The following is a 15,567-nucleotide window of genomic DNA, read 5'->3' as shown; positions in this document are numbered from 1 at the left end:
TTAAGCTATTTATAAATGAAATTTTTATCAAATTTAGAACGAATGAAATCAAATATAATCGCTTTAATTTTCTCTTAATTAAAATTAATAAATGTTTTATAGTTAATTTTAACTCTTTTTTAGAATGAACGAAATCCAATATAATTATTTTAATTTTCTTTTCATTAGAATTAATAATTTTTTTATAGTTAATTTTAATTATTTTTTAGAACGAACGAAACTCAATATAATCATTTTAATTTTCTTTTATTGTGAATAGATTAAGTTAATTATTATAATGTTAAAATATTTAAAAAAATTATAGATTAAGGAAATTATTATAATGTTGAAAATATTTAAAAAAAATTTTAGATTTTTTTTTATTATTCTTATTACTTGTTTTATTTTAATAATTCCTGTTTCAGCTTTTTTATTAAAAATAACTCCTAAAAAGGACACAAAAGAAATTGTTGTTATAGCGACAACTACTATTTTAGATGACGCGATAAGGCATTTGATAGGCGAAGTAGATAAAGATGAAGATTCTGGATACAAAAAAATAGAAAGTATTATTTGCAATGATCCTTTAATGGGAGTAGGAATAGATCCGCATAATTATAAAACTAAATTATCGGATCGCAGCAAAATTAAAAAAGCGGATTTGGTAGTTGTTAACGGTTTACATTTAGAAGCTAAAATGGTCGAAGCTTTCAAACTTTTATCCAAAGATGATACATTATTCCCAATTGGCGATATTTTAAAACAAAAAGATATAGAACAAAAAGATATATTACAAGAAGGAAATTCTGAAGATTGTGATCCTCATATTTGGTTTGATATCGATTTATGGTTGAAAGTAGTTGATGAATTGAAAGATAAATTATACGAAATAATACCTAACTCAGACGATAAAAAACAATTAGACGACAATTATAAATTATTTACAAAATCATTAGAAAATTTAAAACAATATATTATTAAAGAAACAAAATATTTAAAAGATTCAAAAAAACAAAATAATAATGAATTAATTTTAGTGACAGCTCATGATGCTTTTTCTTATTGGAAAAAATTTTCTAAAAGACATGGATGTGAATTTGAATTGCATTCTATACAAGGGATTTCAACGCAAACAGAAGCGAATATGAAAGACATAATAGAATTGGCAGAAAAATTAACTAATAACAATGTCAAAGCTATTTTTACAGAAAGTTCAATGCCAAAAGATTCCTTACAAAGTTTAAAAGAAGAAGTCGATAAATCTAGAAACAAAAGAGGGTTAGGCCCTATTTTGATTCCTAAAAATGCAGAATTATATTCTGATTCTTTAGGAAAAGACGGACAAGAAACATTAAACGGCTGCACTTATAAACACTCTACTTATGTAGGTGCGTTTTTAAATAATATGAAAATTATAAAGAAATATTTATTATGAAAAAAAAAATATCAATTAAAATTAGAGATTTAACTGTTGCTTATCATTTGAAACCTGTTTTATGGGATATAGATATCGATATTTATAAAAGTTCTTTGACAGCTATTTTAGGTCCTAATGGAGCAGGGAAATCTACTTTAATTAAGACTTTGATAGAATTGATTCCTAAAATCTCAGGAGAAGTTTTATTTAATAACGAAAAATATAAAAATATAAGAAAAAAAATAACTTATGTACCGCAAAGAAATTCTGTAGATTGGGATTTTCCTACTACTGTTTTTGATGTTGTTTTGATGGGAAGATATGGACATTTAGGATGGTTTAAGAGACCTACTCTTTATGATAAAAAAATAGTTTTAGATTCTTTAGAAAAAGTGGGAATAACAGAACTTAAAGATCGTCAAATTTCAGAACTTTCGGGCGGGCAACAACAAAGAATTTTTTTAGCTAGAGCTTTAGCTCAAGAAGGTGATATTTATTTAATGGATGAACCTTTTCAAGGAGTCGATATTCAAACAGAAAAAAAAATTATAACTGTTTTGAAAGAATTACAAAAGCAACAAAAAACTATTGTTGTAGTTCATCATGATTTAGAAACTGTGAAACAATATTTTGATCATGTTATTTTATTAAATATTCAAAAAATAGCTAGTGGCGAAACTGATAAAGTATTTAATTCAGAAAATATAAAAAAAACTTATAAAAATTATCAACTAAATAAAAAAATAAATAAAACAAATGCAAAAAAATAATATTTTTAAAAGGAGTAAACATTAAATGAATATTGGTGATGTGAAATCGTTTTTTTCTTTATTAAATACTTATACTGCTTTTAAAATTTTTATAGGTTCTTTTTTATTAGGAATAACATCTGGTATATTGGGTATTTTTATTAATTTGAAAAAAAAATCTTTAATAGGGGATGCTCTTTCACATACTGTTCTTCCAGGGATCGCTCTTTCTTATATCTATTTTCGAGATACTAGTGAATGGGTTATTTGGATAGGCGCTTTTGGAGCCTCTTTAGTATCTTTATTTTTGATGGAAGTGATCAAAAGATATTCTAAAATTAAATCAGATACTGTTTTATCTTTGATTCTAGCTTCTTTTTTTGGTTTAGGAAATGTTTTGATGGCTTATGCCCAAAAAGGAACTGATGATTGTTCTATTGCTGTTTTGGAAAAATTTATTTTAGGCCAAATTGCTTTAATTTCGCAAGAACATGTTATAATGGTCGGCGTTATAACTTGTTTAACTATTTTAACTATCATCTTTTTATGGAAAGAATTAAAAGTTTTTACTTTTGATGAGTCTTTTTCTCAAAGTATAGGTTTTAATAATATTATTTTAAAATTAATTTTAAATACTTTGTTAATAGGTTTAATTATAATCAGTTTAAAAATAACAGGAATTATTTTAACTAGTGCTTTTTTAATTATGCCAGGAGTAATAGCCCGTTATATAAGTGATAGATTATTAACAAATATAATAATTGTTTCTATAATTTCTTTTTTATCTAGTTTTATCGGAATAATTATTAGCTTGAATATACATAATATGCCAACAGGACCTATTATTATAGTTGTGAATACTCTTTTTATTTTTTTAACTTGTTTATTTGCTCCTAAATACGGAATTTTTAAAAAAATTTGGCAACAAAAAAAATATCAAAACAAAATTACAAAATTTAGGCAATTAATACATTTTTATCATAACGAAGAATACGATGAATTTCAAAAAATAGATTTGTTTTTATTTGATGAGAAATATTTACAACAAGAATCTGGAAAAATTAAAATTACTCCCAAAGGAATTAATTTAGTGGAAAATTTAATAAACGGTGACATTTGATTATGCATTTTATTGATACGATTGTAAATTCTTTCGAAATAGATATTTTTTTAATTTTAATTTTTTGTTCTTTATCTTTAGCTAATTTAGGTGTTTTTTTGATTTTAAAGAAAGTTTCTATGGTTATAGACGCTATTAGTCATAGTGTTTTATTAGGAATCGTAATTGCTTATTTGATAGTAAAAGATTTGAACTCTCCTTTTTTAATTATTGGAGCGACTTTAATAGGAATTTTAACTTTTTATTTAATAGAATTAATAAGTAAAAATAGTAAAATTTCAAAAGATTCAGCTATCGGAATTATTTTTACTTTTTTCTTTTCTTTAGCAATTATTATTATTAGTATATATATTAGAGATATTCATATAGATACTGACGCTGCTCTTTTAGGGCATATCGAATTAGCTCATATTTCACAATTATATAAAATAATTCCTATTTTAATATTAAGTTTATGTTTTGTTGTTATTTTTTATAAAGAATTAAAAATTTTTATTTTTGATCCTTCTTTGGCTAATATTTTAGGATTTTCTTCTCTTTTTATTAATTATGCTTTGATGACTTTAACATCTTTGACAGCTGTTATTTCTTTTGATGTAGTTGGTACCATAATGGCTATTGTTTGTATGATTGGTCCTGCCGCTACAGCTATATTGTTAACTAAAAGATTATCAATAGCTTGGGGGTTATCTTTATGGATATCTTTTGTAAGTACTAGTTTGGGTTATTATTTAGGAATTTATTTTGATCTGCCTGTTTCGGGATTAATTTCAGTAGTTATTTTATTTATTTTTTTGATTGTTTTATATTTTGAACCTAAAAACGGCATTATAGCTAAAATTATTAAACATTATTTGTATAAAAAATCTTTTCTGATAATTATTTTATTAATGCATTTAGAAAATCATTTTCAACAAAATAAAAAAAATTATATAAATGATGTAAAAAAAGATTTAAAATGGTCTTCAGAACGTTACAAAACATGTTTAAAGAAAGCGATCAAATTAGGATATATAATAAATAAAAATACAGAATTAATTATTACTGATTACGGAAGAAAATATTTATATCAAAAAAATCAAAAATTTGGATTAAGTCATAATTTGGATTAACTAATATTAATTCAAATTTTATAAGTTATTTTATAAAACAAAATCTAACTAGGCCAAAAATGGTTCTTTTCAAAATATTAAAAAAATTTTAAATTGTGATTTGTCGTCGTCATTTTTTATGTTAAATTTGTTATTTTGATATTCTTTTGTTGTTTGTTAATTTTTCTACTGTTTGAATTGCTTTTAAAATTTTAATACTCTTTTTTTCTTTTTTTAATTTCCTCCATATAAAAGAAAAAAAACAAACTATTTATTGAAAAATAAATAGTTTGTTTTTTAAAACTTAATAACTGTAAAAAAGTTTTATTTTTCCAAAGCGGTAAAAAGCAGCGGGAAGAAGTTAAAAATATATTATTTCTAATGATTGCGAAGGCGGACGCTGTTTATGAAAACGATGTTGTCAATATAAATCATTAAACAAATTTAACAAAAAAACAAAAAAGTTTAAAATAATAAATTTTATGTAAATTATTATAATATAAAAGTATTAAATTATTTCAAAATTAATCACAAAATGTTTTTTTATTTTAAAAACTAAGAAAGGGATGATATAATTATGGAAATAGAAACATTAAAATTAATAATTGAAATATTTATTGCTATAAGTTTGTTTATGGATGTTATAATTTATTTTAAATTTCTTAAACGCGTTAGAAAAAACGAAAAAGAAATAATTCTAATAAATCAAAACTTGTTCAAACTATTTAATTTAACCGATGAACAATTAAAAAACACTTTAATAAAAATTGAAATCATAGACCGAAGAAGCAATAAAAAATAAAATTTTATCTCAAAATAACTTATTAATTCCAAGTTCTGTTTTATTTTAGCAATTGTCTAACTCTAATATTTTGTACTAACTCGATTTAATTATATATATTTTATATGCTAATCGAAATATATAATTAAAATTAATTATAACATTAATTAAAAAAATGTTTAAATGAATTTGTGACGGAATATATAATAACACTAAATTAAAGGTTATCAAGAAGTTATTTGAGGTTGAATAAAAGTAATAACTTACTGAATTTAATTCATAAAATAAAATAACTTAATTAAAAAGTTAAATTATTACAAAAAATAATTACTAAAATTAAAAAAACTGAAAAATACAAAAGTAATTAATTATTATTTGTTCTTTTGTAATAATAAATATATTGTAATTAAATTAAATTATTCATTGTCGTCTAATTCTTCTCAAACTTGAAACAAATAATTTTTTTATTTTATGAAAATATTTTAAACCTTTGGCAAAAAGATTTTTTTATTGGATGCTTTTTTATAAAAATAAAATTTGTATATAAAAAAATAATATTTTTTTATTTTATTAATTTTTTTGTTCCTTTTTGGACTTAATTATATAGCGGATGAGCGAAAATAATATTTATAAATATCTTTTGAAAATAAGAAATTATTTAAAAAACTTAAATGTTTTTTTAAATTTAAAAATGTTCCCTTATTTTCAAAAGATATTTCAATTGTAAAATTACAAATTGCATTAAAAAAGAGCAATTAATTCATTTGAAAATGATTAATTTCGTTTTGAATACTCCTTTAATAATATTTAGATATAAAAAAAGACCTTTCGATTCGAAGATCTTTAAAAGATATTTAATTATTTAAATTTGATGAACTTTTTTAAATAAATGTTTTTTTGCATTACTTTTTGTTTTAATTTGGTGTAAAATTTTAAATATTTTTTACCTTTTGAATTGTTTTTGTTAGTTCCAGATGTGTCAATTTTAGATGCTCTAGATTTGTTTATTCCCTTAATCGCTATTGCTCCAGATGTTCCAATGTGAGATGTTTCAGGCGCTTTTGCGTTTGTCTCTTCAATTAATATTGCTCCAGATTTTTCAACTTCATTATTAGGTGTTTTCCCATATTTCCCAATGTTAGATGTTTCAGGTACTTTTGTGTTTGTTTCTTCAATTAATATTAATCCAGATGTTGCAACTTCATCATTAGGTGTTTGTCCATATTTTCCAATGTTAGATGTTTCAGGTGCTTTTGTGTTTTTTTCTTCAATTAATATTAATCCAGATTTTTCAACTTCATCATTAGTTAGTATTCCTGATGCGCCATTGTTTGGCGTTTCTTTTTTATTTTGTTTTTCAACTACTCCTGCCGCAATAGGAGCGTTTGGAGTTGTTAATTTATTAACCAACCTTAATTTATTAACCAACCAATATTTTAATATCATAAAAATTACAATGATAATCGTAGGTACTACCGCTAAAAGACATATTTTTTGGATTTGAGATTTCATATTTGAGGTATTCTCCTTTACTGAATTTTATTTAAAAAAAAGTTTTTTATTTTTAAAATTAAATTTTGAATTTTTTTTATTATTTTATATAAGAATTGTAGTAAAAAAAATAACTTATATATTCTTTTTCAATAAATAATTTGGGAATCTTTTTTAATTTTATCTTATGTCAAAGAAAAAAGTAAAATCATTTATTTCAAGGAAACTTAGTAATTGACCTTAAATTCGGTTTGTTAATATAAAAGATAACTTTATAAAATTTTTTTAAAATATTTTTTTATTATTTATATTTTTTTATTAATATTGGTATTAATTACTCTTAAGGAGAAATTAAAAACGAAAACAAAAATAACTAACAGCAACAATTCAAATGATATAAACAATGTTAAAAATATTGATATGTTAATATTTTTACAATATTTAAATATCATATTACTGAATGTTTCGCGATATGTTAAAACAAATTGTTTATATCATAAGCATAAGCAAAACGATGTGATATAAATATTAGAAATTAAAGTTTGACGTTCGGGTTGTGTCGTTTATATGATGTTATAGCGCGCTGTTATATTTTTTTAAACAGTTTTTATAAAATTGACTTTTAAAATTTAAATAAATTTAAAAAATAATTTTTAATTTACGTTTGTATTTTAACATAAATAAAACAATAATTAAAATTATTTTTAGAATTTTTTTTGAATGGATATAACAAAATAATTTTTGAAATCTGATATATTTTTAACTCAAAAAAATAAATATTAACAACAAAAAATTCTATATAAAAAAACATTTTAATTTTTATATAGAATTTTTTTACTATTAAATATAAAAAAATTTTTAATCATATTATTATAATTCGCCAAAACTCAATACAAACATAATAATCAAAATTGAATCGTTATGCATCTAAATTTGAAGCCATTTATAATATAGATTATAATAAAATTACGAGTTCAAACTATCAAAAATAATGGTTTCAATTTTTATTTTTTAATGATAAATTTTATTATTTATAATATGTTTTTCCAAGATGGAAATGAAAAAAATTATTTTTTTTATAATAAATAAAATAATAAACGTTTTTTTATTGAATAATATTTAGAAAATTTTTGGAAAAATATTTTGATATATTCTCTAAAGTTAGAACTTTTAAGTTAAATTTTATAAAATAAATTATTAAGGTAATAACTTCGCTATTTAGTATTTTAGATTTTTTTATTTTTAATAATAAAAAAACCAGATTATTTTTGAATATTATAATCTGGTTTAATGGTTTAATTATCGAAAATATTTTACACATATAATTTTTTTATTTTTTTATTCATCTTTTCTTTTTCTTTTTGTTTTTCATAATAAAATACACTTATAGGAAAATAATTATTTTTGGCTATTGTTTTATTAAAATCTTTTTCAAACTAAGAAAATCCTAACCATTTGAAAAATTTAACATAAAGAACCCAAAGATTAGATAAACTATTGCGTAATGCGGCATACAACATTAATGTAACGAAAATAAACATAAAAATAGTTCCTAACCAAACACACTTAAGAATCATTGATATAATTAAAAATATAATAGTTAATAAAAACAATATATTGCAAAAATGATTATCAAAAAAAATGATGTTGGTTCGCCTTTAGTTCGGCCAATTCTTAAATTGGATATAGATTCGGAAACATTAATATTTTCGAGTTCCCCCCTTTATTAGGATCTTTGTAAACAAGCTCACTACCTTTACAAATTTTAAAAACAATATATATTTGTATTCCTATAAAAACAAGGAAAAAATTTATACAAACAATCCATCTTATAAAAAAAATAAAATATTTATTAGGTAATTTCGTTTTAGATATATTTTCTGCGAATATATTATATTCGGGTAGCACTGATAAAATAATAAAGATAATATTCAAAAGTATAACCGTAAAAAAACATATTAATTTAAATAATTTTATTTTTTTCATAATTTTTACTTTTTTTATCCCATTACCAAAATTTTAATTTGGAAAAAGTATCTATAATTCTATAACTAACATCTTTAACCGTATGAACAGATGCTTTAAAAACGCTTTCTGCTGCCATAGCTGTTCCTTTACTGATATTTTTTGCTATATCCAAAGGATTTTCAATTTCTTTATAATTTATCTTTATTAAAAACATTTTTGTCTACTTCATTCAAAATATTTACTGGATAAATAGTTTCTTTTCCGAAAGTTTTGAAACCTTCTAATCCTGCTTTGGCTAAATTATTCACTATTGGAATATCATCAACAAAATCTATACATCCCATCATAAAATCTTCAATAATACTAATAATTTTACTATCTACTTCTAAAGCGTCAGGATTTTGTTCTAAAATATCACCTACAAGATTGGTTAAATTTTCACTAGCGACCCCTGAAACACCAGTAATTACAAAATTATCAACGTTTAAATTCTTAATAGATTTACCAAATACTTTTTTTGCTATTTTTTTCATAATGTTTTTAATTGTAAATTTTTTTGTTTTTTATCGAACTTTTTCAAATAACAGGAAATCAATAATTAACAGATTAATTACAATTTATTTTTATAAATAATACCTTTTTATCTGATAAAATAGTATAAAAATACACTTTGTCTTTTTTATCTTTTTTGGGAAGACTGTATATATACACCCCATCTAATTTTTTAAGTTTTCGATAAGACTTATTTTAGCTTTTTAATGAAAAAGAAAGAACGAATTAAACTAAAAAAACTATATTTTTAATTTTATTTTAGTATTTGTTCGAGTCTCAAATTTTGTCCTAGTTCGAATTATTTTTTTAATGGATAATTCTTAATAATTTCAATAACGTCTGCTCGAGAAAGTTTTTTTTGATAAAATAACTTTTCAGCGATTTTGATTAAAGGAATTTCATTTAATTTGATTAATCGTTGACATTCTTTTTTTAATAGTTCACGATCTTTTGAAATATTTGATGAATTTCGCCTTAATAATTTGTCAGCGTCTTGGTTATCAGCGGAAGAACCATAACCAGCTAGTGATTTTGGCATTTGGCCTTTTGAAGCGATGTTTAATATTATTTTGATTATGGTTTTCTAGATATGTCATTTTAGATGTAATCCTCCCATAAGTATTTGTTTAAAATAGTTTAAACAAATACTTATGTTAATTTTTTTTAAATTTTATTTAATTTTTAAAATAATAATCTTAATTTTGTTGTATCATGTAAGCAGTAAATATCATGTTGTATCATGTTGTATAAAAGAATTGTATTCAAAAAAAAAAAAAAACTTATATGTACCTTTTAAAAGATAATTTTTAAATCTTATTTTTAATCTTATCTGCATATAAAAGAAAAAAATTAAATCATTTATTTTGAAATCAATGATTTAATTTTTAAATTATTAATTTGAAAAAGTTTTATTTTGACAAATTAATGAAGGCTTTTGCTTTTGATTTTATAAAATTTATAAATATAAAAAAATAAAGATTATAAATATTATTATTAATATATTTTGTTTTTTTGTTTACATTGTTAGTTGATTCTACAGGTGCTTTTTTAGTTTCATTATTTTTAATTTTAGTGTTTATGGTTGGTTTCTTTATAGGTTGGGAAAAGTAATTGTTGTATTTCTTAAATTTTTATTAAATTGGATTTTAACTTCTTTGATATTTTTTTTGAATATTTCGAAAATTATATCGTCTTTATCTTTTTGATTTTATAATGGTAGATAATAATTTTTTTAAAAGAAATTTATACTTTTCCTTTATTTAATTTAAATTTATTCCTAATATAAAAAAATAGATCTTTATTTTATGTTGGACAATTTGTTAAAAATCATTTTTGTTGCTTGATTTAATAAAATTTGCTATAATTAAGAATATTTTAGTTGTTGACATTTGCAAAATATATTTATTGTAAGGGGAAGTTTTTTTTAAAATAATTATTTTTTTATTTTATAAAATTATTTTTTTATTTTAAATTATATTTAAATTTAATATTTATTGTTTTTAAAAAAATTTTAAAACAATTGTCAAAGAAATGTTTTAACAAGAAAGAATTTTTATGATTTATGATTTGTATTTTAACTAGTAATCGCTGTTCTTCATGTAAAAAAGCTAAGAAATGGCTAGATTTACATCATGTTCATTATCAAGAAAAGAATTTAAGTAGTTGTCAATTAACTGAAGAAGATATTGATGTAATTTTACATTATGATAATATAGACTTTACAAGTATAATATCTACTCGCTCTAAACTTTTTAAAAAACAAAAAAATGATTTATTTTCAATGACTATTAAAGAAATCAAAAAATTTATTATAAAAAATCCTTCTATTTGTAAAAAACCTATTATTTATGATGAAAAATCTATTGTTATAGGTTATAATAAAGAAGATATTAGAATTTTTATGCCTAAAAATTTACGTCAATATATAATCCAAAATAATCTTAATACAGAACAAAATGATGACTATATGTCTAGAATTAAAAATTATTTTAATTCTAATTGATTTCATTGAGTAATAATTGAAAAGTTAAAAATATTTTAATAAATAGTAAAAAATAGTAAAAAATAATTTAATATAAGAATAAAGTTGAACAATTGTAATAGAATTTTATAACTTTGTAATTTATTTTTGAAATTTTTGATAAAAAAGAGTATTTAGGATGATTTTTTTTAAATTAATAAAATTTTTGAGTTTGTTGTTTTCTTTTTTGTATTATTTTTTTTTATTTATTGTTTTTTATTTTATTTTTATGAATATTTGTAATTATTTTTTTCCTAAGTACACTCATAAATTTATGTTTTTTAATATTTGTTATGTATCTAGCGGAAGTATGTCGCCAGACATTAAAAAAAATGATTTAGTCGTTGTTATAAAATTAACCGTTGAAGAGTGTGAAAATTTAAAACCACGTGATCATGTAGTTTTTTATGTCGATAAACAATTTAGAACAAATTATATATTGAAGCAAAATCCTTTCGTATTGCATGAGATACAAGAAAATAATAAAACAGATAAATTTATTACAACTAAAGGCATTGCTAATAAAGAAATATTAGATTTCGAAAAAAAAATCAGTTATGAAGATGTTTTATATAAGGTTGTCAAAAAGATACCATTATCAAAAATTATAGATAAGAGGAAGTGGAAAGTTTTATCATTGATTTCTCCTTTTTTGATTATTATTTTTTTAATATTTAAAGGTTCTAATGTTTTAAAATTTTTCAAATCTCAATATTTAAAACTTTTATGTTCTTATAAATAGCGATTAGAAGTAAAATTTATTATTTTTTATGAATAATTTTCAAAAATATTTGATTTATATTTAAATATCCAAAAGATGATTATTCAAGATTATAATTTTTATAATTAATTTAGATTAATTATTTTACTATAATAAATAGTAATAGGATGTAAAAAGTTGGATTTTATTAACGAATTTGAATTATTTTTAAGAATCGAATGCAACTATTCGTTTTTAACTATTAAGAGTTATATTCATGATGTAAAAGAATTTCAAAATTTTTTGTTTCAAAAAAAAATAGAATTTAATTTATCAACATTATCTCAAGAAAATGAAGCTCGTTATTTTGTTTCTTATTTGAGTAATGAAAATTTTTCTAACATTAGCATTATGAGAAAAATTTCTTCCTTAAGAACTTTTTATAATTTTTTAATTGAAAGATATAATATAAAACATAATATTTTTAAATTAATTAAATTAAAAAAAAATCCTAGAAAATTACCATCAATTTTATCTGAATCTTTTATCCAAAAATTATTTGATTCTATTGATATAACAAAACTTTTAGGTTATAGAAATTATATTATTTTAGATTTACTTTATAGTTGTGGTTTGAGGATAAGTGAATTAATTAATTTAAAAATAAAAAATGTTTATTTGAATAATAGTCAAATTTTAATTTATGGTAAAGGAAAAAAAGAAAGATTTTTGCCTCTTCATAAAAATTTAGTTAAAATGATAAAATATTATTTGTCAAATGTTAGAAATAAATTTGTAGATGAAAAAAATAAATCGAATAAACAAAAAAATGATTTTTTATTAATAAATTATAAAGGTACACCTTTAAGCAGTAAAGGAGTTAGATTTATTTTAAATAAATTAAGTCTTCAAACCGGAGAAAAAGTTGCGTTATATCCTCACGCTTTAAGACATGCGTTCGCTACTATTTTAGTAAATAACGGAGCAGATTTAAGAGTCGTTCAAGAATTGTTAGGGCACGCTAATTTGAAAACAACTCAAATTTATACTTATATTTCTGATATTTTTTTAAAAAATAAATTTTTAGAAAATCATCCTAGGAATTTTGACAAAAAAATAAATAAAAAAACAAAAAGGTAAATTAATGTGAATAATAAAGTCAAATTTTTTTTCAAAATTGTAACTTCTTTTAAAGATAAAGGTATTAATTTACCTCGAAGACAAACTATTTTTAGCGCAGGATATGATTTCGAATCTGCTATTTCTATTATTATCAAACCTAAAGAATTAGTTTTGATTCCGACAGGGATAAAAGCTTGCTTCGATTCGAATAAAGTTTTGTGTATTTATCCTAGATCTTCTTTATATTTAAAAAAAAGGTTAATTATGCCTAATAGTGTAGGCATTATAGATAGTGATTATTATAATAATTTAAAAAATGAAGGACATATTTTTATTCCTTTATATAATTTATCTAATGAAGAAGTAAGTATTGAAAAAAATGAAAGAATAGCGCAAGGAATTTTACAAGATTTTTATTTGACTAATGATGATTCAGTCGAAAGTAATAAGATTCGTGAAAATGGATTCGGAAGTACTAATTGAAAATTTTAATATAAATTCAAATTTAAATTATAAAAAAATAAAAATATGTTAAAATAAATTAGATTAGGATTAAACAAATATTTTTTAAAAAAATATAAAATTAATAATATAAATTGAATTTTATTTAAGATTTTAGATTAATAATGAGTTTAATTTTTTTAAAAATTTATTTATCATTGATAATTTAAATATTCTAAATTTTTATAAAAATCTAAATAGGAGTTAATTTTCGCTTTTATGTCATCTGTCGTTTCTATTAAACAATTATTAGGATCAGGAATTCATTTTGGTAGCGCAGTAAGAAAATGTCACTATAAAATGAAACCTTTTCTTTTTTCAAACGAAAACGGAGTACCTATTGTAAGAAATAGAATCCATATTATAGACCTTAGGAAATCAATTGAAGCCATTGAATCTGTTTATGTTAAAATAGTAGAATTAATTAAAAATAATGGCAAAATTTTATTTTTAGGAACAAAAAAACAAATTCGTGAAATTATTCAACAAGAAGCTGAAAGAGCAAAACAATATTATGTTTCATATAGATGGTTAGGCGGAACTTTCACTAATTTTCAAACTATTTTTAAAAGAATTAATTTTTTAAAAGATTTATATAAACAAGAAAAAGATGGTTTATGGTCTGGTTTATCTAAAAAAGAAATTATGACTTTAACAAGAAAAAGAGAAAAATTAGAAAAATTTTTAGGCGGAATTAAAGATATGAATCAATTACCGCAAGCTATTTTTGTTGCAGATGTTAAAAAAGATGTAATAGCTATTACTGAAGCACGTAAATTAAATATTAAAGTTTTTGGTATTATTGATAGTGATTGTGACCCTGATTTAGTTGATTATATTATTCCTGCTAATAATGACGCTATCAAAGGAGTTAAGTTAGTAACTTCTATTATCGCGAATGCTGTAGTTGAAGCTGAGACAAGCATGAATAATGCTAAAATTAATTTACAAAATACAAAAGAAAAAGAAAAATTAGAATCAAAACAACCAAGTATAAAATAATATTTTTTATTATATGTTACATTAAAGTTTTTTAATTATATTTTAATTAAAATGTATTACATAAAAAAAGATGTCTAATAACATCTTTTTTTATGTAAATTTTTTATAATTTGATCTAAAATTAAGTAAAATATTTTTTAATTACGATTTTAAAATAAAATAATTTTTAGTTTTTAAAAAATAAAAAAGGAAATAAAAAAATTATGAAAATAACACTTAAAATGATCAAAGAATTAAGACAAAAAACACAAGCAGGAATAACTCATTGTAAAACAGCTTTAGAAGAGACTCAAGGAGATATTGAAGCTGCAATTGAATTATTGAAAAAAAAAGGTATTTTTTCTTATAATCCGGATAAAAAGAAAGAAACTTTAGAAGGTTTAACGAATGTCGTTGTTAAAGGCAATAAAGCTATTTTATATGAGTTGAATACTGAAACAGATTTTGTAGCTAAAAATGAACATTTTATTGATTTATATAATCAATTAGAAAAAATTTTATTAGAAGCTGATTCTTCTATTAAAAATTTAGATGATTTTTTAAGATATCAATGGAACGGAAAAAGCATTGAAGAATTAATTTCAGAAAAAACTTTTATTATTAAAGAACAAATTGTTTTATCACGCATTCAAATAATTTATAAAAAAGACGAAGAAGGGTTTGGTTTTTATAAACATCAAGGAGGAAAAATTTCTTCTTTAGTTCATTTAACTAAATCTTCTGCTGACGCTGAAGAACATTTGCCTGTTCATATAGTTGGTATGAAACCTAAATTTTTAAATAAAGAGTCAGTAGATAACGATTTTATAAATAAAGAAAAAGAAAATTTATTAGAACAAATTAAACAAAAGAATAGTCGTAAACCATTGACGGATCAATTATTAGAAAAAATAATAGAAAATAATTTAAACGCTTTAATCGAAAAAAATTGTTTATTAGAACAACCTTTTTATATGGAAAGTAATCAAAACATAAGAGAATATTTAGCACATAACAAAACTGATATTATTGCTTATTATTGTTTCGAAGTGGGAAAAAAATGATTTTTAAAAATTAATTAATTTTTGTTTATTA

At 21.1% G+C, this 15,567-nt stretch carries 15 protein-coding genes; 11 read left to right on the top strand and 4 right to left on the bottom strand.

Going from position 1 to position 15,567, the window contains the following annotated elements:
- Window positions 1-322: 322 nt before the first annotated feature.
- The 5 genes from JNO41_RS02885 (at window position 323) to JNO41_RS02865 (ending at window position 5,158) form a co-directional block, all read left to right on the top strand.
- Window positions 323-1,414, top strand: a complete 1,092-nt coding sequence (locus tag JNO41_RS02885) for a metal ABC transporter solute-binding protein, Zn/Mn family (protein WP_121463746.1) — start codon at window positions 323-325, stop codon at window positions 1,412-1,414.
- Entirely contained in the window at window positions 1,411-2,166 is a 756-nt protein-coding gene (locus JNO41_RS02880) for a metal ABC transporter ATP-binding protein (protein ID WP_121463745.1), read from the top strand. The genes JNO41_RS02885 and JNO41_RS02880 overlap by 4 nt, the downstream gene beginning before the upstream one ends.
- A gap of 25 nt (window positions 2,167-2,191) precedes the next feature.
- Complete coding sequence (locus tag JNO41_RS02875) at window positions 2,192-3,265, top strand: metal ABC transporter permease (protein ID WP_121463744.1); 1,074 nt, start codon at window positions 2,192-2,194, stop codon at window positions 3,263-3,265.
- A 2-nt stretch (window positions 3,266-3,267) separates the two neighbouring features.
- On the top strand, window positions 3,268-4,377 hold the full coding sequence (locus JNO41_RS02870; protein WP_121463743.1) for a metal ABC transporter permease: 1,110 nt from the start codon (window positions 3,268-3,270) through the stop codon (window positions 4,375-4,377).
- Window positions 4,378-4,933: 556 nt separating this feature from the next.
- The gene (locus JNO41_RS02865) at window positions 4,934-5,158 is read left to right on the top strand and encodes a hypothetical protein (RefSeq protein WP_121463742.1); all 225 of its coding nucleotides are present in this window, start codon (window positions 4,934-4,936) and stop codon (window positions 5,156-5,158) included.
- Between the two features lie 837 nt (window positions 5,159-5,995).
- On the opposite strand, the gene JNO41_RS02860 is transcribed toward JNO41_RS02865, so the two are convergent.
- The 4 genes from JNO41_RS02860 to JNO41_RS02845 form a co-directional block, all read right to left on the bottom strand.
- Complete coding sequence (locus tag JNO41_RS02860) at window positions 5,996-6,649, bottom strand: hypothetical protein (RefSeq protein WP_121463741.1); 654 nt, start codon at window positions 6,647-6,649, stop codon at window positions 5,996-5,998.
- Between the two features lie 1,987 nt (window positions 6,650-8,636).
- Window positions 8,637-8,810 (bottom strand): hypothetical protein, encoded by a 174-nt coding sequence (locus tag JNO41_RS02855; RefSeq protein WP_161554964.1) that lies wholly within the window; start codon window positions 8,808-8,810, stop codon window positions 8,637-8,639.
- On the bottom strand, window positions 8,785-9,129 hold the full coding sequence (locus JNO41_RS02850) for a hypothetical protein (RefSeq protein ID WP_121463738.1): 345 nt from the start codon (window positions 9,127-9,129) through the stop codon (window positions 8,785-8,787). Before JNO41_RS02850 ends, JNO41_RS02855 begins: the two co-directional genes overlap by 26 nt.
- 317 nt (window positions 9,130-9,446) lie before the next feature.
- Window positions 9,447-9,686, bottom strand: a complete 240-nt coding sequence (locus JNO41_RS02845; RefSeq protein WP_121463737.1) for a hypothetical protein — start codon at window positions 9,684-9,686, stop codon at window positions 9,447-9,449.
- Between the two features lie 1,023 nt (window positions 9,687-10,709).
- Between JNO41_RS02845 and JNO41_RS02840 the strand changes: the two genes are divergently transcribed.
- From JNO41_RS02840 to tsf, 6 genes are all read left to right on the top strand, one after another.
- Complete coding sequence (locus JNO41_RS02840) at window positions 10,710-11,150, top strand: Spx/MgsR family RNA polymerase-binding regulatory protein (RefSeq protein ID WP_121463736.1); 441 nt, start codon at window positions 10,710-10,712, stop codon at window positions 11,148-11,150.
- 292 nt (window positions 11,151-11,442) lie between these two features.
- A complete protein-coding gene (locus JNO41_RS02835) occupies window positions 11,443-11,910 on the top strand; it encodes a hypothetical protein (RefSeq protein ID WP_161554963.1) in 468 nt (155 codons plus the stop codon).
- A gap of 156 nt (window positions 11,911-12,066) precedes the next feature.
- Window positions 12,067-13,008: a tyrosine-type recombinase/integrase gene (locus JNO41_RS02830; RefSeq protein ID WP_121463734.1), complete on the top strand. Its 942-nt coding sequence runs from the start codon at window positions 12,067-12,069 to the stop codon at window positions 13,006-13,008.
- A gap of 6 nt (window positions 13,009-13,014) precedes the next feature.
- Window positions 13,015-13,473 carry a dUTP diphosphatase gene (locus JNO41_RS02825; RefSeq protein WP_121463733.1) on the top strand — a complete coding sequence of 153 codons (459 nt, stop codon included), beginning with the start codon at window positions 13,015-13,017 and terminating at the stop codon, window positions 13,471-13,473.
- A 237-nt stretch (window positions 13,474-13,710) separates the two neighbouring features.
- Window positions 13,711-14,493: a 30S ribosomal protein S2 gene (gene rpsB, locus JNO41_RS02820; RefSeq protein ID WP_121463732.1), complete on the top strand. Its 783-nt coding sequence runs from the start codon at window positions 13,711-13,713 to the stop codon at window positions 14,491-14,493.
- A gap of 203 nt (window positions 14,494-14,696) precedes the next feature.
- On the top strand, window positions 14,697-15,536 hold the full coding sequence (tsf, locus tag JNO41_RS02815) for a translation elongation factor Ts (RefSeq protein WP_121463731.1): 840 nt from the start codon (window positions 14,697-14,699) through the stop codon (window positions 15,534-15,536).
- The last annotated feature ends 31 nt before the right edge of the window (window positions 15,537-15,567 follow it).

This window comes from 'Prunus avium' virescence phytoplasma (assembly GCF_050916135.1).
Classification (GTDB): domain Bacteria; phylum Bacillota_I; class Bacilli_A; order Acholeplasmatales; family Acholeplasmataceae; genus Phytoplasma; species Phytoplasma ziziphi.
This window is presented reverse-complemented; position numbering and strand designations above follow the sequence as displayed.

Bases quoted from the DNA above. Each gene is read 5' to 3' on its own strand.
- JNO41_RS02885 (WP_121463746.1), top strand. From the start codon at position 323: ATGTTGAAAATATTTAAAAAAAATTTTAGATTTTTTTTTATTATTCTT.
- JNO41_RS02880 (WP_121463745.1), top strand. From the start codon at position 1,411: ATGAAAAAAAAAATATCAATTAAAATTAGAGATTTAACTGTTGCTTAT.
- JNO41_RS02875 (WP_121463744.1), top strand. From the start codon at position 2,192: ATGAATATTGGTGATGTGAAATCGTTTTTTTCTTTATTAAATACTTAT.
- JNO41_RS02870 (WP_121463743.1), top strand. From the start codon at position 3,268: ATGCATTTTATTGATACGATTGTAAATTCTTTCGAAATAGATATTTTT.
- JNO41_RS02865 (WP_121463742.1), top strand. From the start codon at position 4,934: ATGGAAATAGAAACATTAAAATTAATAATTGAAATATTTATTGCTATA.
- JNO41_RS02860 (WP_121463741.1), bottom strand. From the start codon at position 6,649: ATGAAATCTCAAATCCAAAAAATATGTCTTTTAGCGGTAGTACCTACG.
- JNO41_RS02855 (WP_161554964.1), bottom strand. From the start codon at position 8,810: ATGTTTTTAATAAAGATAAATTATAAAGAAATTGAAAATCCTTTGGAT.
- JNO41_RS02850 (WP_121463738.1), bottom strand. From the start codon at position 9,129: ATGAAAAAAATAGCAAAAAAAGTATTTGGTAAATCTATTAAGAATTTA.
- JNO41_RS02845 (WP_121463737.1), bottom strand. From the start codon at position 9,686: ATGCCAAAATCACTAGCTGGTTATGGTTCTTCCGCTGATAACCAAGAC.
- JNO41_RS02840 (WP_121463736.1), top strand. From the start codon at position 10,710: ATGATTTGTATTTTAACTAGTAATCGCTGTTCTTCATGTAAAAAAGCT.
- JNO41_RS02835 (WP_161554963.1), top strand. From the start codon at position 11,443: ATGTTTTTTAATATTTGTTATGTATCTAGCGGAAGTATGTCGCCAGAC.
- rpsB (WP_121463732.1), top strand. From the start codon at position 13,711: ATGTCATCTGTCGTTTCTATTAAACAATTATTAGGATCAGGAATTCAT.
- tsf (WP_121463731.1), top strand. From the start codon at position 14,697: ATGAAAATAACACTTAAAATGATCAAAGAATTAAGACAAAAAACACAA.